The sequence below is a fragment of the Desulfosoma profundi genome (assembly GCF_055387865.1).
On record NZ_AP042420.1, the window covers coordinates 775,500 to 797,847 of the forward strand.

At 56.6% G+C, this 22,348-nt stretch carries 19 protein-coding genes and 1 tRNA gene; 4 read left to right on the forward strand and 16 right to left on the reverse strand.

From position 1 onward, the window contains the following. Window positions 1-344: 344 nt before the first annotated feature. Window positions 345-1,742, reverse strand: a complete 1,398-nt coding sequence (locus tag ACZ5K9_RS03400; protein ID WP_464273016.1) for a class II fumarate hydratase — start codon at window positions 1,740-1,742, stop codon at window positions 345-347. A 79-nt stretch (window positions 1,743-1,821) separates the two neighbouring features. Beyond that, window positions 1,822-2,034, reverse strand: coding sequence for a hypothetical protein (locus tag ACZ5K9_RS03405; protein WP_464273017.1), 213 nt, complete (start codon window positions 2,032-2,034; stop codon window positions 1,822-1,824). Between the two features lie 791 nt (window positions 2,035-2,825). Between ACZ5K9_RS03405 and ACZ5K9_RS03410 the strand changes: the two genes are divergently transcribed. Further along, window positions 2,826-3,851 (forward strand): M28 family peptidase, encoded by a 1,026-nt coding sequence (locus ACZ5K9_RS03410; RefSeq protein ID WP_464273018.1) that lies wholly within the window; start codon window positions 2,826-2,828, stop codon window positions 3,849-3,851. A gap of 62 nt (window positions 3,852-3,913) precedes the next feature. Here the strand turns inward: ACZ5K9_RS03410 and ACZ5K9_RS03415 are convergent, their stop codons facing one another. The 12 genes from ACZ5K9_RS03415 to ACZ5K9_RS03470 all read right to left on the reverse strand — a co-directional run bounded on the left by ACZ5K9_RS03415 (window position 3,914) and on the right by ACZ5K9_RS03470 (window position 16,409). After that, window positions 3,914-4,510: a type II secretion system protein gene (locus ACZ5K9_RS03415; RefSeq protein WP_464273019.1), complete on the reverse strand. Its 597-nt coding sequence runs from the start codon at window positions 4,508-4,510 to the stop codon at window positions 3,914-3,916. A gap of 244 nt (window positions 4,511-4,754) precedes the next feature. Next, the gene (locus tag ACZ5K9_RS03420; protein ID WP_464273020.1) at window positions 4,755-5,771 is read right to left on the reverse strand and encodes a tetratricopeptide repeat protein; all 1,017 of its coding nucleotides are present in this window, start codon (window positions 5,769-5,771) and stop codon (window positions 4,755-4,757) included. Beyond that, complete coding sequence (locus ACZ5K9_RS03425; protein WP_464273021.1) at window positions 5,771-7,318, reverse strand: type II secretion system protein GspD; 1,548 nt, start codon at window positions 7,316-7,318, stop codon at window positions 5,771-5,773. Before ACZ5K9_RS03425 ends, ACZ5K9_RS03420 begins: the two co-directional genes overlap by 1 nt. After that, on the reverse strand, window positions 7,260-7,742 hold the full coding sequence (locus ACZ5K9_RS03430) for a hypothetical protein (RefSeq protein WP_464273022.1): 483 nt from the start codon (window positions 7,740-7,742) through the stop codon (window positions 7,260-7,262). The genes ACZ5K9_RS03425 and ACZ5K9_RS03430 overlap by 59 nt, the downstream gene beginning before the upstream one ends. Then, window positions 7,739-8,182 carry a hypothetical protein gene (locus tag ACZ5K9_RS03435; protein ID WP_464273023.1) on the reverse strand — a complete coding sequence of 148 codons (444 nt, stop codon included), beginning with the start codon at window positions 8,180-8,182 and terminating at the stop codon, window positions 7,739-7,741. Before ACZ5K9_RS03435 ends, ACZ5K9_RS03430 begins: the two co-directional genes overlap by 4 nt. A gap of 57 nt (window positions 8,183-8,239) precedes the next feature. Next, window positions 8,240-9,661, reverse strand: a complete 1,422-nt coding sequence (locus tag ACZ5K9_RS03440) for a hypothetical protein (RefSeq protein ID WP_464273024.1) — start codon at window positions 9,659-9,661, stop codon at window positions 8,240-8,242. Beyond that, window positions 9,613-10,554 (reverse strand): ExeA family protein, encoded by a 942-nt coding sequence (locus ACZ5K9_RS03445; protein ID WP_464273025.1) that lies wholly within the window; start codon window positions 10,552-10,554, stop codon window positions 9,613-9,615. The genes ACZ5K9_RS03440 and ACZ5K9_RS03445 overlap by 49 nt, the downstream gene beginning before the upstream one ends. Beyond that, window positions 10,554-11,513 carry a type II secretion system F family protein gene (locus ACZ5K9_RS03450; RefSeq protein WP_464273026.1) on the reverse strand — a complete coding sequence of 320 codons (960 nt, stop codon included), beginning with the start codon at window positions 11,511-11,513 and terminating at the stop codon, window positions 10,554-10,556. Before ACZ5K9_RS03450 ends, ACZ5K9_RS03445 begins: the two co-directional genes overlap by 1 nt. Window positions 11,514-11,539: 26 nt before the next feature. Beyond that, complete coding sequence (locus ACZ5K9_RS03455; RefSeq protein WP_464273027.1) at window positions 11,540-11,758, reverse strand: hypothetical protein; 219 nt, start codon at window positions 11,756-11,758, stop codon at window positions 11,540-11,542. Further along, window positions 11,758-13,395, reverse strand: coding sequence for a GspE/PulE family protein (locus tag ACZ5K9_RS03460; protein WP_464273028.1), 1,638 nt, complete (start codon window positions 13,393-13,395; stop codon window positions 11,758-11,760). Before ACZ5K9_RS03460 ends, ACZ5K9_RS03455 begins: the two co-directional genes overlap by 1 nt. Before the next feature lie 19 nt (window positions 13,396-13,414). Next, on the reverse strand, window positions 13,415-14,872 hold the full coding sequence (locus ACZ5K9_RS03465) for a type II secretion system protein (protein WP_464273029.1): 1,458 nt from the start codon (window positions 14,870-14,872) through the stop codon (window positions 13,415-13,417). 137 nt (window positions 14,873-15,009) lie between these two features. Further along, window positions 15,010-16,409, reverse strand: a protein-coding gene (locus ACZ5K9_RS03470) for an IS3 family transposase (protein WP_464271224.1) whose coding sequence is annotated in 2 segments (ribosomal slippage) — window positions 15,010-16,058 and window positions 16,058-16,409 — 1,401 coding nt in all. Because the reading frame shifts where the segments join, the coding sequence is not laid out codon by codon here. 659 nt (window positions 16,410-17,068) lie between these two features. Here ACZ5K9_RS03470 and ACZ5K9_RS03475 point away from each other — a divergent pair. Together ACZ5K9_RS03475 and ACZ5K9_RS03480 are read left to right on the forward strand one after the other, a co-directional pair. Beyond that, window positions 17,069-17,157, forward strand: a tRNA-Leu gene (locus ACZ5K9_RS03475). A gap of 126 nt (window positions 17,158-17,283) precedes the next feature. Further along, window positions 17,284-17,643: a sulfite exporter TauE/SafE family protein gene (locus ACZ5K9_RS03480; protein ID WP_464273030.1), complete on the forward strand. Its 360-nt coding sequence runs from the start codon at window positions 17,284-17,286 to the stop codon at window positions 17,641-17,643. Window positions 17,644-17,671: 28 nt separating this feature from the next. On the opposite strand, the gene acnA is transcribed toward ACZ5K9_RS03480, so the two are convergent. Both acnA and ACZ5K9_RS03490 read right to left on the reverse strand, forming a co-directional pair. Further along, the gene (gene acnA / locus ACZ5K9_RS03485) at window positions 17,672-20,443 is read right to left on the reverse strand and encodes an aconitate hydratase AcnA (protein WP_464273031.1); all 2,772 of its coding nucleotides are present in this window, start codon (window positions 20,441-20,443) and stop codon (window positions 17,672-17,674) included. Window positions 20,444-20,858: 415 nt separating this feature from the next. Then, on the reverse strand, window positions 20,859-21,734 hold the full coding sequence (locus ACZ5K9_RS03490) for an NUDIX domain-containing protein (protein ID WP_464273032.1): 876 nt from the start codon (window positions 21,732-21,734) through the stop codon (window positions 20,859-20,861). Window positions 21,735-21,908: 174 nt separating this feature from the next. On the opposite strand from ACZ5K9_RS03490, the gene ACZ5K9_RS03495 reads away from it, so the two are divergent. Beyond that, window positions 21,909-22,262, forward strand: a complete 354-nt coding sequence (locus ACZ5K9_RS03495; protein ID WP_464273033.1) for a hypothetical protein — start codon at window positions 21,909-21,911, stop codon at window positions 22,260-22,262. The last annotated feature ends 86 nt before the right edge of the window (window positions 22,263-22,348 follow it).

Genomic DNA, 22,348 nt, shown 5'->3' on the forward strand with positions numbered 1-22,348 from the left:
AATTTTTCCGACCTCATGGGCGGGATGATGCCCTGCCGCGTCTTTCCCCCTGCAGATCAATGAGGTTAGCAAAAGTCAGGCCCATATCACGATGCTGGGCTTTCCCGACTTCCTCATCGAGACAGCGAAGTTGTCCTGCCGTATCTCGAAAGACGTGGCGATGCAATGGTGCATTCATCCTAGCCGGGCGGGCGGAAACTCCTTCCCGCGCGCTCCCCGGTTCGCGAGGCCGTCCGCTCCTATGGCGATTGCCCGGGGCTTTCGCATCTTCAGTCAAACCTTGTGGCGGCCGCTGGGCCCCTCCCCTCTCTCGTCATCATGTCAGGCTTTTGACAGAACCACGGTCAGGATTGCCCGCTCGGGTTGAGATGTCTCAAGACTGAATCGACGGCTTCGGGGGATGCCACACCGAGAGCCAAAGCGGCTTCCCTGACGGTAGTCCCGTCCTCGTGAGCCTTTTTCGCCACTTGGGCCGCCCGATCATACCCCACCAGCGGCACCAGGTATGTCGCCAGGGCCAAACTCCGCTCCACAAAGGCGGCGCATCGTTCCCGATGCGCCTCGATCCCGTGGATGCACTTTTGCGCCAGCACGCGAGCACTATTGGTCACGAGTTGAATGGATTCCAACAAAGTTTCCGCCAAAAGGGGGAGCATCATGTGGAGTTCAAAGATACCCGCCTGCCCGGCGAGAGTCAGCGTCGTGTCGTTGCCAATGACTCGGGCGACAGCCTGGAGCACGACTTCCAGGATCACGGGGTTGACTTTACCGGGCATCATGGAGGACCCCGGTTGAACGGCGGGGAGTTGAATTTCTCCGAGACCGCATCGCGGGCCGGAAGCCAGCCAGCGCAAATCGTTGGCGATTTTCCCCAGGCTCACGGCAACCGTCTTCAATGCGCCGGCGGTTTCCACCACAGCGTCTTGAGCGCTCTGGGCCTCGAAATGGTTGACCGCTTCCCGGAACACACAGCCCGTCTCTGCATTGACCCGCTCCAACACCTCGTGCACAAAACCGGGCGGCACGCCCACACCGGTTCCCACGGCGGTCCCGCCCAGAGCCACCTCGCATAAACGAGGCTCCACGGCCCAGAGCCGATCCGCAGCCAAAGCCACTTGTCGAGCGTAGCCCGAAAATTCCTGGCCCAGGGTGATCGGCAAAGCGTCTTGCACGTGTGTGCGTCCGATTTTGATGACGTCCGCAAAGGCTTCCGCCTTTTCTCGAAGGGCTTTCTCGAGAAGGGCCAAGGCTGGGATCGTCCCGTCTTTAAGGAGACGCCAGGCCGCAATGTGGAGAGCCGTTGGAATGACATCGTTGCTCGACTGGGCCATGTTGACATGGTCATTGGGATGAACCGGGTGTTTTCCGCCACGGTGTCCGGTGAGGATTTCGTTGGCCCGACCAGCCAGCACCTCGTTCATGTTCATGTTGGTGGAAGTGCCAGAACCCGTCTGAAAAACATCTATGGGAAACTGATCCCAGTGTTTGCCCGCACGAACTTCTCGAGCCGCCTGACAGACGGCGTCCGCCAGAGCCGGGTCCAGCCTCCCGTGGGCCCCATGAACTTCTGCGGCTTTCTCCTTGATCAGGGCCAAAGCTTCCAAAAAGGGCCGGGGCATGGGGCGCCCGCTCATGGGAAAGTTTTCGATGGCCCGCTGGGTCTGCGCGCCATAGTAGGCCGCCTCCGGCACAAGAATTTCTCCCAAGGTATCCCGCTCCGCTCTGAAACCCTTCTGCCCCATGCCTTCCCCCCTTTGAATCCGGCCCAGAGACATCAGGCCGGTGTGGACCCCATAACCAAAGCCTGTTCCTCGACCGGGCTCAATCAAAGCGTCGATGCAGATCTTGGAGATTCAGCAAACCATATTGGACGCTTTTTTGGAAGATCTGAACAATGCGCTGCGGCGGGAGTTTTCGGAGTTTTTCCCACGCCGCGTTAAAGTCATGCTGTTCCTGCTCGATGGCCCGATACATGGCCTGTTCACGTGCCTGAGCCCGTCGTTGCCGTGCTTCGTGGATGGAAATCACTTTCATAAGTCGCCCTTTCTCTCCATGGTCTTTAACGATGAGTTGAGCACAATCCGTGCCAGAAAACACTTCCCAGCAGGGACTTCCCCGGACAGGCCCAGGTGTCCATCGGCAAAAGACAGTCTTCGGGCGACCTCACAAGGTGTTCGTCCGGGCATGGGCCCCATTGAGATCCTGGGCACATCGAGAAAGGTGCAATCGGCGTGTTGAGTTTATCTCCGTGGACTTCGGTGGAACTGGGATTGGACCGTCGCCACCCCCTTTGGGGACACGCCGGTTCGTCGCGCAGCTTCTACCGCTTTTCCTCCATGGACGATCTTTTCGCGGGCTACGGTGTCGAGTCAAAACAATTTCGGTGGGGAATACCGGGGGCTGAGCGATGTGTTGGACCAGCAGAAGCTCCGGAACCCAGGTGATCCCAAGGGCCGTCCCTCCCCGAGGTCTCATGCCTCGGGACATTTCCATGCGGTGACACAGCCATGACAATTTTGTCCTGAAGGCTGAGATGGGGGCCAGGGGAGCCGAATGTCCAGAGAACTACAGTCCTTCTCCGTAGGGCATGCTCCAGCGGACAATGACGGTTCATCGGGCTCTTATTCACAGTGGGACAGGCCGATCCGGCTGTCGGCGCCGCGCCTTTCGGCGATCCTACCTCTAGCGCACAATATCTCAGGTTCTCGGAGCGCCTCTCTGGCAACCAGATCCTGACAGCGCAAGATTTGCCGGGGATGGATCCGGCGAGCCCATTGCCGCCGCGAAACCTTTCACGTTATAGACAAACGAGGAGTCGACCGGTGATGTGTTCCCGCAAGGCCAAGGGTTTTTTGAGATCCAGTGCGGCAGAGCGAGTAGCTCGGTTCGGCATACTTGTCATCCTTCTGTGGGAGACGGCGGGCGTTGCCATGTCTTACGCATCCACGGATCATGCGTCTTCCGACACATTGACGGTGGAAGCCAGGCTGCGGCACCACGTCAAGGTGCTCACGGTGAACATCGGGGAACGCAGCATACGGAAACCATCAGGTCTTGCCCGAGCCGCGCGCTACATTGCGGAGACTCTCCGCGACGCGGGTCTTTGCGTTCGTGAAGAATCCTACACTTACCAAAAAATCCCTGTTGCCAACATCGTAGCCGAAACAGGGCCTGAAAACCCTCGACGCCGCTATGTGATCGGAGCCCACTACGATTCCTTGGCGGGTACGGTGGGTGCCGATGACAATGCCAGTGCGGTGGCCGTCCTTCTCGAAACGGCTCGCCTCGTCCAAGCCATGCCACGGGGCGGGGCATCTCCTGTGTCCATCCAATTCGTTGCCTTCGCCCTCGAGGAACCCCCGGCTTACGGGACGCGGTTCATGGGGAGCCGCGTGCGCGCCCGCCACGCCAAAAAGGCGAAGGAACGCATTGATGGGATGATCTGCCTGGAAATGGTGGGGTACACGTGTCGGGAACCTGGGTGTCAGAGTTATCCTTTTCCGCTCGGTTTTATGAATTATCCGTCGACGGGGGATTTCATCGGCATTGTGGGGAACTTCACATCCCGGTCCCTGGTTCGCTCCATGGAACGATCCTTCAAGAAAAACCCAGCGCTTCCCGTGGTGACCCTAACGGTGCCCTTAAATGGGTGGTGCATTCCCTCGGTACGCCTCAGTGATCACGCGCCGTTCTGGGATGCCGGATATCCCGCCGTCATGGTGACGGATTCCGCTTTCTATCGGAACCCGTATTATCATACGGTGCACGACACCATGGAAACCCTGGATTTTGCTTTTATGGCCCAGCTTGTGCGCAGCCTCGTGGGCTTCTTGGGGGAGCCGTCCCCGTGAAGAACTCTAGGAAGGAAAAGCGGAGGAAGAGCAGGCGTAACGCTGCTCTTCCGTCGGCAAGCTTACAGTTTAAAATAAAGATCGTAAATGGTGTTCGGATTGGAGTTGTAATTTCCAAAGCCGCGAATACTGCCGGTATTGTAGGCCCCATCATCGTACTGTTCATCCAAAACCTGACAGACATCACCCGGAACATTGTCCATACCGATCCAGTGCGTTGTCAGACCTTGGACCCCAACATAACCAATGCCCATTGTTCCCCCGTAGATGTTGGACGGTGCTTGAGCCCCAGAGCCGACAAGGAGGTTTGCCAAACGCATATGATACCAAGCCTGGCATGTTTCCGTCGTTTGAGTCGAACATCCAAAAGTGAAACCACCGATTAAGCCGTCGTTATTTCCACTAGTCGGGACAGGGGTGGCTGTATTCCACCGGGTTGAGGCGTTGGGGTCGTCCCCGGGGTATTTCCCATAACGGTCGTAATAGGTGTAGATGGCTGCGAGGACTTCCCGATATTGGTTGTAGGCTCTTTTGATCTTGGCATTATTGATGAGCTCCTGGCCTTTGAGGACGGCTCCCAGAATAATGCCGATGATCACCAGCACGATCGCCAGTTCAACCAACGTGAAACCTCTTTGATCCCTCGCCTTAGACTTCATTTTTTCCTCCTTTGCTTGAGTGAACGTGAAGTAACCCTGAGGAGGTCGGTTGCGCCACTTGTTCTCAGCCGCGCCCCCATGGCGCCCATCTCGGCAAGCACGGCCAACACCCTCCGCATTCAAAACACTTAGAATCGTCTGAGCCTCAAAAAGTACCTCTCCATGGTCATTGTCGGCAGTTCCTCCGCCGAGCTCAAAAAAAATCTTCCATCACGGTGGGATTTTGCGAAATGAGCCAGCGATCTTACGGCGAGGAAGAACATTCTCGCAAAAGGCTGCCAAGGATCGCAAGCCCATGGGATGCCTCAGGTACGTCTCTGATGGAAGAGGCCACCGCGCAGGCGGCATCCCTTTTGCCCCGATGCCACAGGCACAGGCACAAATTGGCGGCAATTTCGGGGGCTTGTCTCTTTTCATAGGCTCGACCGAGAATCTCTTCGGCTTCAACCCATCGGTTTTGCTTCATAAGGATCCCTCCCAGGTTATTCATGACCCAGGGATCCTCATCTGTCGCCAGATATTCTCGATAGCCCCGCTCGGCCTCGGCCAAGTCCCCACCCCGCCGCGCCTCTTCGGCAATCACCAAGACCTGCCGCGGCCATTCCATCGACGGCTTTTTTTCCGTCACCGATTTCTGCGGCTTGGAATTTGGTCGCGTAGGGGGGCGCTCAGTGGGTTTTGCAGAAGGAATCTCTATAGCCTGAGCCTTCGTCTCCGGTTTCCGGGCCAAATCTTCCGCTGGTTTTGACGCCTCTCGCTCCTTGCTCAACACGGAAGACGTGCTGTTATCCCCCGTCGTCGTTTCGGGTGCCCCATCGGACGTCGCCATTTCCGTCGGCATGCCGATAATCTGGCCTGCTTCTGCCCCAATTTCCCGTTGAGGATGAGCGATGCCACCGTCCAGCCCCGCCGGCGTCGGGGTGACACTTTCGTTTTCTTCCACGAGTGCCGGGGATTTCTGCGCGGGTATTCCCATGGGCGGTGCCGGATCGGGCTGAACGGGTTCCTTCGAGAGGAAGAGCCTGGTGAGACCCGCAGTTCGATTGTCTTGGGGTGCCGTTATCACCGTTGTCACAACCCAAATGCCAAGCACCCCCAAGAGGACGAGGGTTGCGGGGATGCCACACATCTTGAGTCGCGATCGTTTTCGGTGGACGGCCTTTGACGGGTGCGATACGGGCACCAAAAGTGGAGCACCGTCCTTTCGATGGCGTTGCTCTTTTTCCTCCAGTCTCTTGAGATGTTCGTAAAGCTCGCTCATTACATCAGCCGCGCTTCCAGAAAAATGATCATTTCCACTTTCTTCGACTCCCTTTTCTGGGTGCCGAAAAGGGGGCCCACCACGGGCAAAGACCCCAACACCGGCACTTGGGATCGTCCGTCCTTGGTTCGGTCCAGAAGGATGCCCCCGAGGATGACCACGTCATCGGGCCGAACCTTAACCACAGTGGTGCTGGTGCGCAGATTGACCGTGGGCAGGGTCACCGTGTTGTTTTCCACCTGTCTTTCCGCCAAGGCCACCACATCGCTTTTGATGGGAACGATGCTGAGCACGACGTCTCCATCAGGCTGCACGTAGGGTGTCACGCCGAAGGTCAGCCCATCGAACACGGACGACGGCTCCACAGTGGTCGAAACGGTGGTGCGGTCCCCGTAGCTATTTTCATAACGCGAAATGGACTTGATGTAGGCAATGGACGTTCCAACCGTAATCACGGCAGGCTGCCCATGCATCACGCGGATTTTGGGATTGGAAATCACATTGACGGTCCCATAAGTTTCAATGGTGCGAAGAATGGCATCGAGGTAATTGCCCGCGGAGAGCTGCATCACAAACGCCTGATCCGTCGTCTCCGGACCATACATGTACCGGGAAACCCCTCTCCAGTTCGGACCGCCCAACCCTTCTTGAAGAACGACCTGCCATTCCACACCGAATTCGTGGGACTTGGAAAGCTCCACTTCCACGATACGGGCTTCAATGGTCACCTGACTGTCGTAGCGTTTTTTCAGGCTCTCGATAAGGTTCTCCACCCGGCGCACGTGTGCGGGAAGATCCCGAATCAGCAGTGTTCCCGTGAATCGGTCCAAGGCATAACGGCCTCTGGGCGACAACAGGCTTTCTTTGAGCGCCTTTTCCAAGAAGGCGTAGAGGTCGCCGTCTTCCTTGGCGGTTTCCCCATCCAGTTCCAGAAGCCCCTTAAGGGGGCTGGTGAAAATTTCTTCGCTTCCCGTACCCCCCGCTCCACCACCGCCCCCGGACCCGCCGAGCACGTCACCCCCCAAGGAATAGCGCGAGCTTCGTGCCGTAAGGATGAAGCTCATGTTAAAGATTTTTTCTTCAAACGCCTGCAGTCGAAGAACCCCCTTATCCACTCGGTAGGTCACGCCCACCATCTCCGACAGGGCGTCTAGGGCCCGCCGTAGACTCACCTGTTGGAAGCTCATGGTCACCAGACGTCCTTCCGGCGAAACGATCTCGTCCACCTCTTTGTCCACCACCAAGTTCAGTCCAGCTTCCTGCGCCAGCACAAAAAATACCGTGTGAAAATCCTCCTGCACAAAGGACAAGGTCACTTTGCGGGCGTCAAGAGGGGAAACGTCCTTGAAAATGGGTTCCACAGAAAGGCCGGCATCGCGCCTTAAGGAGCTTCCCGAAGGAACGGCCACGGGGCGATGTGGGCTGCTTTTCTTGTCCGTGTCCGTGGTGGCGCAGCCCGCACACAAGGCCAAGGCCACCACAAAATATTTAAAGATCCACTTCCTTGCCCACGCCCACAAAGATTCTTTTTCCGTTGTCCGCAACAATCGTCACTCCCCCTTTGTGCACTCTCTCCACCAGGCCGGCCTCGGGCACGATGCTCCCCTCCGCGTACGGCACACCGTTAATCACACTCACGCGAACGCGTCCGCCGAGAAACACTCCGGTAACCCTCACGGCGAACCCGGGTGCCGAAGGTTCCTTCGGCTCTTCCAGCACCGCCGGGACGTCGACCGTCATTGGAGCCCGTCCCAAAAAGGCTTCCGCGGATCCAAGGGTCCATACTTTTCTTTGGGGAAGAGCGGTCTGCAGAAAAGCCGGATCGATACCCGGTTCTCGACTCACCAGCCGTAACGGCGCCTCCCGCTTCCCCTGAGGCTCTTGCAGGACGAGAAATCCAAGGGCCACCACAGCCCCCACCCAAGGCAGCCAGAGAAAAATCCATGGCTTATACTTGTGGGCCAGTTTCATGGCTGGAAATAGACCTTTCTTCCTCGGACTTCAGCGTACGGTCGACACGGGGAGGATGACTTCTCTTGTTTCTCTTTTTCGTCGCAGGTTTTCAGTTCAAACGATTCCAGGAAAAAGAGCCCCTGATCCGTATAAATCTTGGAGAGTTTTTCCACAAAAGCGCCGAACGGTTCCAAGGTGATTTCCTCCTTGTGGACCGCTTCCCGCGGTTCCCCAAGGCGGCGGAGGGCGGCCTCGTAGTTTTTCAACGATGCGGCATAGGCTTCCAGCCGATGGAGTTTGAGCTGCTCTTGCTGGACGGCGCTGCCCCGGTCGCGCACGGCTCGAAGATGCCTCCATTCGTGAACCACGAGCCATGAGGAAATGGCGAAAACCAGCGTCGTTCCCCAGAGAAGAATCCATGCCGGGAGGCAGTTTTTAAAAAAAGCAGTAGTTTTCATGCCCATCCCCGCGGCACTGCGGCATCGTCGCCGTCGGCGCCGCCACCTTTGATCCCTTCACAGCGCGACTTCAAAGGAAAACACCGCCTGTCCCGTCTTTTCGTCGTAATGAAATCGGCTCGCCCGCACCGCTTGGCGGTCTTTGAGTGCGGCAAGGAAGGCACCGAACGCCTGATGCGCTTCTTGAAACCCTACTGTGCCTTTCAGTTCCAGGGATAGCGTCCACCCCCCAGACGCCTGGCCCGCCCCGGAATCTCCACCTCGACGTCGAGCGGCTCGAGCCGCCGTCGGGCTTGGGCGTGGCGGACTTTCACCATCTGAAGACACGCGGCAGTGGTTGACACGAAAAGGCTTCGGCACCGTTTCATTCAGCCAAACGATCCATTCATCCAGGCGCGGCTGTTTTTGAAACTCTTCCAGAGCCTTTCGGTATTCTTCCAGCCGGGTCAGGCGGTCCCAAGGAATGGCTTTTTGCATGGCGTCGGCCTTGGAAGCGATGGCCACCATCTGCGTCTGGACTTCTTTTTCCAAGCTCTGGGCGCGAAAGCGTACATAGCCCCACAATGCCAGCTGCGCCAAGGCAAAAACCAGGAGCACCACCGCAACCCTCATCGCCCACGGAATATGGCGAGTCCAAACCCGAATGGATTCCGGGAGCATGTTGAAGGCCGGTGGCACGACCACGGCTCCAAACCACTCGGGATGCGTGGACGCCGCCTCATGCAAGGACGCTGGGATGAATTCCTCCGGCCACGGCACATCCCCCTCGGGGAGCAGGTGCCGCAGCGGGCCACAGGATCGAAGGATCTCAAACCCCGTCCCTTCCAATCTTTGGAACTGCTCTTGGGTGAATTTCACTTCCTGCCGCACCAGCGCCTCGGATGGGCCAGTCATGTCATCAAACGGCACATACCGCACGGCCTGGACGCGCCCCCCTGCGGTGACCTGAAGATAAAAACCGTGTTCCTCGATCCACACGGTCAGGGCTTTCTCATGGCTGCACTGCGCCACCAGATAAGCCACCGCCAAAGCCGGGTGCACTACCCTTTGAACGCGCGCCCCCAAGCGCCACAGTTCTTCCAAACGTATTTCCATAAGGGAAGTGTCCGCGGCGGCGACGGCCACCTGCATCTGGATACCCTCTTGCCCCTCCACTCGATAGAAAACCGACGGGACCTTTGCAAAAAGTCCGCTGCGCTCGACCTTTTCTTGAATCTGCAGGGCCATGACCTCAGGAGCGCTGGCGAAAATCTGATCCTGAAAAAAATGAAAGGCCCCTGTGTCCAGAATCATCACAGTGGGTTTTCCCGCGAGGCGAGGCTTTTCCAAAGGTTCTTCCATGACGCTGACAAACCGATTGCCGCGCCGAATCACGGTGGCTGTCTGAAAAGCTCCGCCCTTTTCTGGAAAACGCACCACCACCGTGCGCATCAGGGAAGCCTCCAGCCCATCCACCACAAGCCGGCAAGCACACCACACACGACCACCACACCCAAACCCACGGCCGCCGCAAAAGCCCAACGGCGCCGTGGCCTCGGCAATGGCCCTTCCAGGGTCGGTTCAAGCGTCTTGAGAGCTTCCTTGAGCGCCGGCACACTGATGTGGCGTTCCCACCGGGAAGCCGCCACCAGGAGGGCCCGGTCCATGATTTTATTGATCACCCTAGGTACATTGCGGCTGGCTTCACATAAGATCTCTTCCGCACCTTTTTCAAAAGGAATGGCAGCACCTCCGGCCCGTGTCATGCGAAACTGGGCATACCACGTCACTTCTTGGGGGGACAAGGGCTCGAGGCGTTCCCATAAGCTGATCCTCTGCATGAGCTGGCACAGTTCGGGTCTTCGGAGCTTTTCTTCCAGAGACAATTGGCCCACGAGAAGAATCTGAATGAGTTTCTTGTCTTCCGTTTCCAGGTTGGACAGAAGACGGATTTCTTCAAGGCTTTCCAAGGGAAGGTTTTGGGCCTCGTCCACCACCAGCACGAAATGCCCGCCTTGATCCGCCCATTGAAGGAGGTGATCCTGAAACCGGCGCAAAAGCCTTTCTTTGCTCTCCGAGGGGTCAAAGGGAATCTTGACGTCCTCCAAAATGGCTTGAACGAGTTCCTTGGGTGCCAGTGCGGGAGCCATGACGACGGCCGTCTGGTAACGATCCCCATGCAAATCTTTGAGCAAAATGCGCAGAAGCATGGTCTTGCCGATCCCCGGGTCCCCCACCAGCACCAGGAATCCCTCCCCTCGAGTCAGCCCGTAACGAATACTCTCCAGGATGGCTTTGTGCTTTGAAGAAGGAAAAAAATAATGCGTGTCCGGCGTCAATCGAAACGGGTAATCTTCAAACCCGAAAAACTGCAAGTAATCGGTCACGCTCATCACATCTTTCCTATGGCCCCGATCAATTCATAAATGGGTCCCAGCAAAGCCAATACGATCCCGAGAAAGATCACGCCCGCCACGCCAAGGAGGAAAGGTTCCAGCACTTTCGGCAACATCTCCACAAAGGCGATCAATTGTTTGTAGTAATAATCACCCAATAACTTCAACTGGTCCACCAGTTTTCCCGTTTCTTCTCCGGTGCGCACCATGCGCCGTTCCATGAGGTTGAAAAACCCTGCGGACTCGGCGGCTTCAGCCAAGGAGGATCCCTGGCGAATGGAGGTGGCCATAACGGGGATGAGTTTTCGAAGGCTCTGACTGCGCACGCTCTGGCCCAGCAAGTCCAAGCTTCGCAGTACATCCAGCCCCGATCCCAGAAGAAGACTCATGTATTCGAAAAAGAACGCCAGTATGGACAACCGCCACGCCCGCCCCACGATGGGCGTTCGAAGGAGCCCTTTTTCCAAAAATTCGCCGAGTCTTTCATTTTTTCGAGAAATAAGCCACAACACCACGCAAAAAACGATGCCTAGGGGCACGGCGGGCCAGTACCGGACGGCCAAATCGGCAACCTTCATGAGAATTCGAGTGGGGAGCGGCAGGGCCATTCCCATGTCTTTGAAAAGAGCAAAAACTTTCGGCAACACATAGACGAACCACACGGTCAAGGCAATTCCCATGGCGGTCACGATGAACGCGGGATACCAGAGAGCCCTTTTGGTCTGTGAGACGATGTCATCGATCCTGACGAAATGGGCGGCGGCATCTTCCAGCGTGCGATCCAACCGCCCGGTTTCTTCCCCGATGGCCGCCAGGCTGCACAGCACCGGCGGGAAAACCCTGGGATATTTTTTGAGGCTTTCAGCAAAGGAATATCCTTCCTGGACCGCACTGATCACGCCGCGCAGGGCTTCACGAAAAAGGACGTTGTCCGTGCTCCGGCGCAGATCTTCCACCCCCTGCAGAATCGGGACGCCTGCCGTCAGTAAAAAGGATAGATTTCGGCACCATTCGGCGAGTTCCAGCCGGCGCACTTTGGAAAAAACAGGCGGACCCCCTCGCGGCGTACTTCGTACCTCACGAGAACGTAGTTTCGACTCTTGAGGAAGAGAAACAGGTCTCGGAGATCCCGAAATTCCCCGCGATCGTCAAGGGAACGTCCCGTGGTGATCTCGACGGCTCGGTACACGAAAACAGGCATCAGCCTAATACCCTTTCCGCCTCTTCCACAGTGGTCTCACCGGCAGCGATCTTTCGAGCTGCTGCGCGCCGCATGTTGTGAAAACCTTCCTCCTTTAATACCTCCATCAGTTCACCGATGGATTTCCCTTCGGCGATTTTCTGGCGGCACCTTTCCGAAACGAGCAAGATTTCCGTGATCGCCGTCCGCCCCAGATACCCTCGATGCCGACACAGGGAACACCCGCTTCCCCGGCGATATTCCCGATGCACTTCCAGTCCATAACGGGCCAAGAGGGTCGGATCCGGCGCGTAAGTCGTTTCACAGTAAGGACAAATCTTGCGCACGAGCCGCTGGGCTGTCGCCCCGAGAAGCGTCGAGGCCAACAAATCCGAGCTCACCATGAAGTCCCGCAACCGAGCGATCACGGACAAAGCGTCGTTGGCATGCACGGTGGAAAGCAGCAAATGACCCGTCATGGCGGCTCGAACGGCCATGGCCGCCGTCTTCTCGTCGCGGATCTCCCCCACAAGAATCACGTCAGGATCTTGCCGCATGAAATGGCGAACGGCCTCGGGGAAATCGTAGCCGATGTCTTCCATGACCTGCGTTTGCCGAATCAGCGGGAAGCGATACTCTACGGGGTCTTCCGCCGTCAGCACGTTCATGTGAATGACGTCCAGCATGCGCATGGCGCTGTACAGCGTGGTGGTTTTCCCGCTCCCCGTGGGGCCGGAGACAAGCACCATGCCGTGGGGCTTGCGAAAAAGATCTTCCATGGTACGGACTTCTTCAGGGCTAAACCCCAAAGACCCCAAAGGCAGGACCACGGCTTGGACGGGCAGGATTCGAATGACGAGGTTTTCGCCGTAGGCGGATCGCACCGTGGACAACCGTAAGTCGTAATCTTCTCCCATAAACTGGAAGCGCCATCGCCCGTCTTGAGGAAGGCGTTGTTCGGCGATGTCCATACCGGCCCGTGCCTTCAGCGCACTCACCATGCGTTGATGAATGGCTCCGGGAAAGACAAAGGCGAGGTCCAAAAAACCATCGATGCGGACGAAAAAGCGTGTCGTCCGATCGGTGGGTGAAACGTGGATGTCGGTCGCCCGGTTCAGGATGGCGTAGTGCAGGATATCCGTCCACAGATCATCCATGGAGAAAAGGGCGTTGGGATTGGTCGCCAAACGTCTTTGAAGGTTTTCTAAGGCTTGTTCCGGGGGATTTTCGAGAAAGTGATAATGGCGTTCGGCCATTTTCTTGATCTCTGCCCGGGGCCCAACGTAAGTCTTGAATCGGGACCCAACCAGAGTGGTCAGCCCCTCGTGGAGTGCTCGATCGACGGGATCCCCCACCGCCACATGAAGAATCCCGTCGTCGAGTTTAAAGGGGAGTGCCCCGCGGTCTCGGGCAAATCCGGAAGGAATCTTGCGCAATGCCTGCGTTTCGGGAACCATGCCTCGAGGATCCCAAAAAGGCAATCCGCTCTGATCCGCAAGCACCTGGGCCATTTCGAATTCAGTCACAATGCCCAGGCGGGTCAGGACTTCCCCGAGCCTTTCGCCCGTGGCTTTCTGTTCTTTCAAGGCAAAGTCGATCTGCTCATCTCTTAAGTAGCCCCTTTCCTTCAGCAGCTGCCCGATGGGTTTCTTCTGCACGGCAGGCCACCCTTTCTCTTCACCGATCAGAGATTTCACAATTGTCGTTTCCAGTACATTCCACCTGAATCAGAAAATTCCTATTGTTGTCCCAGGACGCGGGCCTCACTGAGAGAATCGCTGCACCCCGGCATCCGGCGCCAACGAAAAAGGAAATCCTCGAACGCTCAGAAATGAACTCAGAACGCTGGGAGTTCTTGGACATGTTGACACAGGATCTGTAGTCGATGCGATAAGACTTTGGCGTCCCACGATTTACAATGCGCAACTCATAGCTTCCGCCCGTGCCGTTATCCCCGTTCGTGCCGTTGTCGCCGGCATAGGCCGGATGAATGGTAAGCCCGAAAGTCTTTGCGGTGGTCATTTGGCAACGATCTGTTAACTCCGCTTCAACTTTATAGGCGCCTGAGGATCCCTGACTAGGAATACCAGAAATTTTGTTATCTCGACAAAGAAGACCCTCAGGGCATTTCGGGGCCACCGAAAGGTTCCATGTGCAGGGAGGATGACACCCATCGGCAACGATCAGGGCATTATAATCTCGATTCTCGTAGCCAACAGGCAATTCCGTAGTTGCGATGCGTGGACTCGTCAGGCGCACCGGAAGCGTTCCCGACCAGCGGTGACTCTGACCTGCGCTATCGCAGACTTTGGCCGCCAAATTCAGAGTGGCATTGCAGCCCGGGTCGAGCTTTACCGTCGACAATGTCCCGGACGGGCTCAGCTGTAATCCGCCGGGCATGGTCACATTATCTGGGACCCACGTGTAAGGTGGCACTCCCCCCTGCGCCTCCAGGGTCACCGCATAAGGCTGCTTTTCCTCCGCCACAGGGAGCGCACGAGGCGTAAGGACTTCCAGATTGCGGCAGTTTCGAAGGCGCCGCAGTTCATCCAGGGAAACAAATTCAACCACATCGTCGTATGGCTCCGGCCGGTTTGTATCATTATCGAAATCATCGATGTTTGGAAAATCCACACCGTAGATGGTCATACCCGTTTGCAGGTTTTGATTTTCCCCGGCGCTGACGACCATGAAAGCCACATTGTCGCGATCAAGACCCTCGTAGTTCACGGTCATGGACGTCTTCGACAGCGTGCACAGATCCACTCGGAGAGGGATCCTGCAATCGCTCTCACCCACCGGCGTCGCATTATCCCATTCCAGTTCCGGAGCCACCACATAAAGCAGTGCCCGACCGAAAGCATCCGTTCCTTTCAATCCAACGTGAGTGAAAACTTCGGCAGGCCTTCCGGCGTCGTAGTCCTCATCTTGATAGGGTAAGAAACCGTGTTTGACAGCATATCCCACAAGAGCCTCACGAGCCTGTTTGACCGTTTCTCGGGTTTCCACAAATTTCGAGCGCTTGACCATCGGGCCGATGAGACTCACGCCGAGACCCAAAAGCAACCCAATAACCGCAAGCATCAGGGCCACTTCGATCAAGGTGAACCCGGTATGATTTGTCTTCCTTTTCATCGCTGTCCCCGAAGTCTCTTTGGCGCGCTCATCCTATCCGGCAAGAATCCCTCTCTATATGGATCGACACTACCAAAAAACGACTAAAATCATCAAGCGGAATGTGTCAATGAAAATGAGACACCTCCGGTAAAATGTTAGACTCTTACAGCGTCGCTTGAAGGCTTGTTGATCCAGGCGGCAGTCGGCAATGCTGGAGGCCTGGGTATCTTGCCTTTGAAACGGCTAGGATTGGCCTCGAATGCTTGCTTGAGAACCTGTTGACGATGCTCCACGATCTGAGGCGCCAACCCGTAATGGAACTGCTCCGGTGTGACCAGCCCGAGACCCGAGTGGCGATGTTCTCGATTGTACCAATTGAAAAAATTCCGGCAAAAGGAGCGGGCATCCTCGGTGGAACCGAAACGTCCTGGAAATTGCGGACAGTACTTGAGGGTCTTGAACTGGGCTTCCGAATAGGGATTGTCATTGCTCACATGAGGCCGGCTATGGGTTTTGGTGACCCCCAAGTCCGATAGCAATTGGCCAACACACTTCGAGGTCATGGAGGATCCCCGATCCGCATGAACTGTAAGTTGGCCGTGAACAATACCCTGCTTTTTGCAGGTCTCCTCAATGAGCCTCTTTGCCAGGGCCGCACTTTCCCGGTGGGCAACCATCCATCCCACCACGTAGCGGCTAAAGATGTCCATGATCACGTAAAGGTAAAAATAGGTCCACTTGACGGGGCCCAATAACTTTGTAATGTCCCACGACCAAACCTCGTTGGCGCGGGTGGCGAGCAACTCGGGCTTTTCGTAAGCGGGGCGCTGCACCTGCCGGCGACGCTCCTTGACGCTTCCATGTTCGTCTTTCAGAATGCGATACATCGTGCGCACCGAGCAATGATACGTCCCCTCATCAAGCAGGCACGCAAAGATCTGGCGAGGGGCAGCATCCTGAAATCTCTCGCAGTGGAGTAGGTCTATCACCGTTTGCCTCTCCTGATCCGAAAGAGCCAACGGCGGAGCCGGACGATTTACCTGGGCTCTGGTGGGTTTCAGTCTACGATAGAAGGTTGCTCGGGCAATGCCCAAAGCATCACAGGCCTGGACGGTTCCCACCTCGGTTCGCAATTGGACCGCCGCTTTCATAAGTTGCTCTCGTCGCTTTCGTGATTGGGTTGGGGAATCCCCATGAGGTCTGAGATTTTTTTTTGAACCTCAATGATCGTCTGCGCCTTTTTGATCTGGTCTCTGAGGCGCTGATTTTCCCGCTCCAATTGGGCTACACGTTTTGCAAGATGGTGGTCCGGGTTCGCTTTTCGCCCCCGTTTTCGGGGAGACAATGCTTTGAGCTGCCCCTCATCTCGTTGTCTGCGCCACGTGGTCAAATTCGATGAATAAAGGCCTTCCCGGCGGAGAAGGGCGCCGATCTGCCCAGGCAATGTGCAGGCATCGGCTTCCTCGAGGATGCGCAACTTATAAGCAGCCGTGAATTTGCGGCGACGTTTTTTTTCCATGACCTCCGGATCCGGTGCGTTGAGATTGGTCGCCATGAGGGCAACTCCAGACGCCCTACTGGCCCCTTCCGTTACCCCCATTCCTACCCCCGTTTGCCGATTCTGAACTGATGTCATCTGATCCTGTCTCCTACCCGCCCAACTCAAATTTAACAAGGGGTAGGTGACTCACCTTCATTGGCACAGAGGGAAGTTTGAAGGCCCCCCTCGACTGGAAAAACTTGAAACCTCCTCGCATCATTCCAGCCCCACGACGCCATGCCCCAGCCCATTGTCTAGACCTCCCGACCACGAGAGAGAACTTTCGGGCTTCGCAACGTTCTCCATAAGACAACATGTGATCCCAAGTCGGGATCGCTCTTCTTCAACCTTGGGAACGCCCTCTTCGGCAAGGCGATAACACAATCTGCTCCGTTTCAATCTTGGTCCAGCACGGTTCGCGGAATGTGGCGGCTTTTGAGGTTTGATGCGACCTGGGGTGGATCTCACAGTAACGGTTGGATGGTCCAGCCGCCTCAGAATGACATGCGCACGGCTTTTCACGCATCCAAAAGGGTTCTCAGAAAAAGAGAATCTGCGGGTTTCCGGTGCGACCGGCCTGGGCGGCGTGCAGGCCACGATTCATCCCCGAGACACGGGCTTCACCCCATAAGGCTTGTCAGTTTCCCCACCCTTGTGATACCGTCAACGCCTACGCCTGGGTGGTGGAATCGGCAGACACAAGGGACTTAAAATCCCTTGGGACCTTGTGCCCGTGCGGGTTCGATCCCCGCCCCAGGCACCACATTGTTGAAAACAAGAGCCGCTGGGGTCGATTGGGATTGGAGGGGGAAAACGGCGTGAAGCGCCGCGCCTTTGAGCCGTCTCATAAATGGAAAAACTTTGCGCCCAAAATTCGTGGAGAAGATGGATGCCGGCATCGTGGTGGATCTTAGCTTCCAGTGGCATTTTGGTGGGCATCGGCGCCGCCTTTACCGGACTCGGGGGCGGCTTTCTCATGATTCCTTTGCTCCTCTACTTGGGATTTTCAGCGCAACGCGCCGTGGGAACATCCTTTTTGGCCATTCTGGTCATTTCCATGTCGGCGCTGGTGGCCCATAACAAACTGGCCAACGTCGATTACCGGGCCGGGATTCTTTTGGGCATCGGCGGCATTTTGGGCGCGCAAATCGGCGCCCGCTTGGTGGAACATGTCTCCACCGCCCACTTCAAAAAAATCTTTGCCGTGATTCTCGTGGCCCTCGCCGTGTATTTGTTTTTCAAAAAATAGCCCCAGCCCACTAAACCGATCGCCCTGTTCACCCGTGAATCGAAGGCTCCCTGTGCCGGAGGTGGATTTTGCGCAGGACGTAAGGCAAGATACCCCCGTGCCGGTAATACTCCACGTCGATTTCTGTCTCCAGTCGCGCGATGACGGAAAAACTCACAGCCTCACCGGACGCTCTGACGGCCGTCACCCGCAACCGCTTGCGCGGCTTCATCTCGTCGATGCCTTCGATATGATACAGTTCGGTGCCGTCCAACCCCAAAGATTCGTAGCTTTCCCCTTTCTCGAAAACCAGCGGCAAAACCCCCATGCCCACCAGGTTACTGCGATGAATCCGCTCGAAGGATTGGGCAATGACCGCTCGCACGCCCAAAAGCGCCGTTCCCTTGGCGGCCCAATCCCGGGAAGAACCGGTGCCGTATTCCTCCCCGGCCAGCACAATGAGAGGCGTTTTTTCTGCGGCGTACGCCATGGCCGCGTCGTACACGAACATGAGGGTCCTTTCGGGCAGTTTGAGCGTCCACCCACCTTCCTTACCTCCGGCTAAGCGGTTCTTCAGTCGGATGTTGCCGAAAGTTCCACGAACCATGACTTCATGGTTTCCACGCCGTGCCCCGTAGGAATTGAAATCCGACGGATTCACGCCATGAGCCATCAGGTAGCGCCCTGCCGGAGAATCTTGGGGGATGGCTCCCGCCGGCGAGATGTGGTCTGTGGTCACGGAGTGTCCCAGGACCAGCAAAGCTCGAGCTCCTTGAATGTCACCGGGCAGGGGAGGATCGCCCCGCATGGAGTCGAAGTATGGGGGTTTGCGGATATAGGTGGAGTTTGGATCCCACGCGTAAGTCGTGCTCTCGGGAACGTGCAGCTCTCTCCAGAGCTCGTCTCCTGCGTACACCGAACGGTAAACCTTTTCAAAAAGTTCCTCTTTCACCGAACTTTCGACATAATGGGCAATTTCCTCATCCGAAGGCCACAGCTCCTCCAAATAGACCGGCTCTCCATTGGGATCCAAAGCGACGGGCTCCCGCATCAGGTCCACATCGATGCGTCCCGCCAGAGCGTAAGCCACCACCAGCATGGGAGACGCCAGATAATTGGCGCGCACGCGGGGGTGGATGCGGGCTTCGAAATTCCGGTTTCCGGAAAGCACCGCGGCGACGTTGAGTTTTTCTTCCTCGATGACCTTTTCCACGGCGGGATGCAAGGGCCCGCTATTTCCGATACATGTGGTGCAGCCAAACCCCACGCAATGGAAACCGAGAGCCTCCAAAAACGGCATAAAACCAGCGTTGACCAAATACTCCAGGACTACGGCGCTGCCGGGGGCAAGAGAGGTTTTCACATGGGGGGGCACGGTCAATCCCCGTCGCACGGCGTTTCTCGCCAACAGCCCGGCACCGATCATCACCGAAGGATTGGAAGTGTTGGTGCACGATGTGATGGCAGCGAGGACCACGCTGCCATCTCCGATTTGGGAATATCGCCCGTGGATGTCCACGGAGAAAAAGCGCTGTCCCAAAGGCGCACAGGCTTTCAACTTTTCCGTTCGGCAACCGGATTCGTTCAAAAAAACGGATTCCTGCACACTCGGGATGTTGGGCTCATAGCGACATCCCAACACATCGGCAAACCGCCGCTTGGCCTCATAGAGAGGGATACGGTCTTGAGGGCGGGCGGGTCCGGCAAGGCAAGGATCCACGGAAGCCAAATCCAACTCGATGACATCCGTGTATTCCGGTTCACGGTCCGTGTCCGCAAAGAGATGCAGAGTCCGGGAGCACAGCTCGGTGAGCACCGCTTGATTGCTTCTCCCTGTGGACCTGAGGTAGTCCACTGTCACGGAATCTATGGGAAAATAACCGACGGTAGCGCCGTATTCCGGAGCCATGTTGGCCACCGTGGCTCGATCCGGCAACGAGAGATGCCGCACGCCGGGGCCGAAAAATTCCACGAATTTTTCCACCACGTTGTACGCCCGAAGCCGCTCCGTCACATGAAGCACCAAGTCGGTGGCGGTGACACCGGGACGAAGACGCCCCACAAAACGCACCCCGATCACCTCTGGAAGCGTCATCCAGTAAGGCTCTCCCAACATCACGGCTTCTGCTTCGATGCCCCCGACGCCCCAGCCCAAGATCCCAATGCCGTTGATCATGGTCGTGTGGGAATCCGTCCCCACGAGAGTGTCTGGATAGGCCCAAACGGCTTGGCCCGCCCCCTCTTCCACAACAATCACCCGTGAGAGATATTCCAGATTGACCTGATGGCAGATCCCGGATCGGGGCGGGACCACCTTGAGAGTCTGGAAACTCTTCTGCGCCCATTTCAGCAGACTGTAACGCTCTTTGTTTCTTTCATATTCTTTTGCCGTGTTCCATTGAAGGGCGCGCTCTGTGCCATAGGCGTCGACCTGCACCGAGTGGTCGATGATCAAGTCCACCGGAACGAGGGGATCGATGACCTGAGGATCCCCACCTAAAGCCTTCATGGCATCGCGCATGGCCGCCAAATCCACCACGGCAGGGACACCGGTGAAGTCCTGCATGAGCACTCTTGACGGGTAAAATGCCACCTCCACGGTATTTTCGAGCTGAGGGCGCCAGCGGGCGACATTTTCCACGTCAGTCTCTTTGATGCTCACCTCGTCCCATTTTCTCGCCACGTTTTCCAACAAAACTCGGATGGCGTACGGAAGGCGCCAGACCTCAACACCAAATTGCCGTCCCAACGCCTCCATATCCACGACGTGAAAGATCCGTCCAGAGTGACTGAGCGTTTTGATCCACCGTGCAGGTTTCATGAATACCACCCATCCTTTCTAACCTGTGGCTTCGAGGAATTCGTCTGCAAGTTGGCCGGCCCAAGCTTTTAAGGAAACGCTCCTCCCTGCGGTTTTAACCCAAGGCGCAACAGAGCCTCCCTCGTGAGCAGGTCAGGGAGAGTCCTTTCCTTCATGGCAAAAGCGGATCTAAGGACCCCATCTTTTGTGGCGGATCGGCGCTCTCCATATTCGCCTCGGTGCCAAACGGCCTTGGAACTTGCAGGAGGAATCATGGGTGTCGCAAATTCCAGGGGACACACCCCAGCGCATGAATCTACAACCACGGGCACGCATCGACCTGAAGGGCAAAGTTCTCGCAGGGGAGTCCGTTTTCCTGGGCGCGCAGGAGGGCGTCCTCTGAAAAGCAAGGTGTCTTTACGATAGGTTGTTTTTTTCATGCCGTTTTTTCGGGTTGTTCCCGCACGGGGCCAGCAAATCGTAAATGAATCCCGTCCGGACCCGCCACCACAAAGTCCCTCAAGTGATAATACCGATCAGCCGGAGCGGTCACGACGGCGTATCCTAAGGCCTGCGCTTTGTGATAGTAAGCATCCACGTCGGGAACCATCACGCGGAGATTCCCCACGGGAGCTTCGGGTACGGCCGCGTTGGGTCGCTCAACCAGGAAAAGCAAAGAATCTTCCCACCGCAACTCCACAAAGGGCCCGTCCCTGCGGCTCAGCTGAAAACCGAAATCCAAAAAAAACCGGCATGATTTTTCCAAATCCCGGACGTAGATAGCGAGAACCAATTGTTCTCCGGATGGGACAAATTTTTCCATGACTTTTCCTTTCGCCATGCGGCGCCTCAGGAATTCCTTGACGGCAGGTCCTGTCCCCGCGTCCCACGGCTTCACCTTTTCAGGAGGCAGCACTTTGACCTCGGCAATCTCATCTCCGAGAATCATCTCCCCTTCGGCGACCACATGATAGGCCGATATCGTTTGATTCTTCTCCAGAAAGGCATAGTGGCCAAGAAAGTCCACGATTCGGCCATCCAAACCCAATTCCTCCTTCACTTCCCTCAGAATCCCTTGTTCAGGAGTTTCCCCCGATTCAAGAAATCCCGCGACCACGCCGAAGATTTTGCTCGGCCAGCCTATGCTGCGGACTAAAACGACACGGCCGTTCCACTCGACGACGGCCGCCACAACCGGGGTGGGATTGTTCCAAAAAACCCAGCCGCATTGAGGGTCTGCACAGGCTCGCCGATACCGTCCATCGATCCACGCCTCCTTCAAGGCTTTGCCGCACTCAGGACAGAATTTCACCTTTTCTCCTTTCCGCATCGAGGAAGCTCGGTTTCCGAGATCCCTACCCAAAATCGCATCAAAGAATCATCCTATCAAGGGTCTTCGGAAGCCCTTTTTTTCACCCGTGTCATCGGCTATTGTAGATGAAAACGAAACGTTGAGGATTCTTACCAGGCCTTTGAGGGTACGCCCATGAGCCGCAAGCCCGATCCCCTGTTGCAAGAGTTTCTCGACGAAGGACTGGCAATGCCGGAAATCGCCTGGGAGACCGTCCCGCATTTCGTCAACCCTTATGTTGTATGGGACGCTTTCGATGAAAACGTGGAAGGATGGGTCCCGGCGTGGTATCCCGTCCGAGATCCCGTAACGGGTCGCTCTTACGGTGAATACGAAAGGGCGCATTATTTCCACGAGCATCTTGTCAGGACCCTTTGTCTCATGCATCGCTGGCCCCTGTGGGGTTCTCGACGGGCCAAAAAACACGCGGTTGGCATCGCTCTTCTCCAAATGTATTGCGAAGTCGGCCGCCAAGACTGTTGTTTCTAGGTGCGAGCTCATCAGGCCATCACGGCCGAACCGCCGGGAAAGGAAGGCGTCGCGTGTTGCCGCGCGGCATCACCCGCTTTATCGTG

Coding starts and splice junctions, on each gene's coding strand:
- ACZ5K9_RS03400 (WP_464273016.1), bottom strand. CDS start 1,742: ATGGGGCAGAAGGGTTTCAGAGCGGAGCGGGATACCTTGGGAGAAATT.
- ACZ5K9_RS03405 (WP_464273017.1), bottom strand. CDS start 2,034: ATGAAAGTGATTTCCATCCACGAAGCACGGCAACGACGGGCTCAGGCA.
- ACZ5K9_RS03410 (WP_464273018.1), top strand. CDS start 2,826: ATGTGTTCCCGCAAGGCCAAGGGTTTTTTGAGATCCAGTGCGGCAGAG.
- ACZ5K9_RS03415 (WP_464273019.1), bottom strand. CDS start 4,510: ATGAAGTCTAAGGCGAGGGATCAAAGAGGTTTCACGTTGGTTGAACTG.
- ACZ5K9_RS03420 (WP_464273020.1), bottom strand. CDS start 5,771: ATGAGCGAGCTTTACGAACATCTCAAGAGACTGGAGGAAAAAGAGCAA.
- ACZ5K9_RS03430 (WP_464273022.1), bottom strand. CDS start 7,742: ATGAAACTGGCCCACAAGTATAAGCCATGGATTTTTCTCTGGCTGCCT.
- ACZ5K9_RS03435 (WP_464273023.1), bottom strand. CDS start 8,182: ATGAAAACTACTGCTTTTTTTAAAAACTGCCTCCCGGCATGGATTCTT.
- ACZ5K9_RS03445 (WP_464273025.1), bottom strand. CDS start 10,554: ATGAGCGTGACCGATTACTTGCAGTTTTTCGGGTTTGAAGATTACCCG.
- ACZ5K9_RS03455 (WP_464273027.1), bottom strand. CDS start 11,758: ATGCCTGTTTTCGTGTACCGAGCCGTCGAGATCACCACGGGACGTTCC.
- ACZ5K9_RS03465 (WP_464273029.1), bottom strand. CDS start 14,872: ATGAAAAGGAAGACAAATCATACCGGGTTCACCTTGATCGAAGTGGCC.
- ACZ5K9_RS03480 (WP_464273030.1), top strand. CDS start 17,284: ATGCCGGCATCGTGGTGGATCTTAGCTTCCAGTGGCATTTTGGTGGGC.
- acnA (WP_464273031.1), bottom strand. CDS start 20,443: ATGAAACCTGCACGGTGGATCAAAACGCTCAGTCACTCTGGACGGATC.
- ACZ5K9_RS03495 (WP_464273033.1), top strand. CDS start 21,909: ATGAGCCGCAAGCCCGATCCCCTGTTGCAAGAGTTTCTCGACGAAGGA.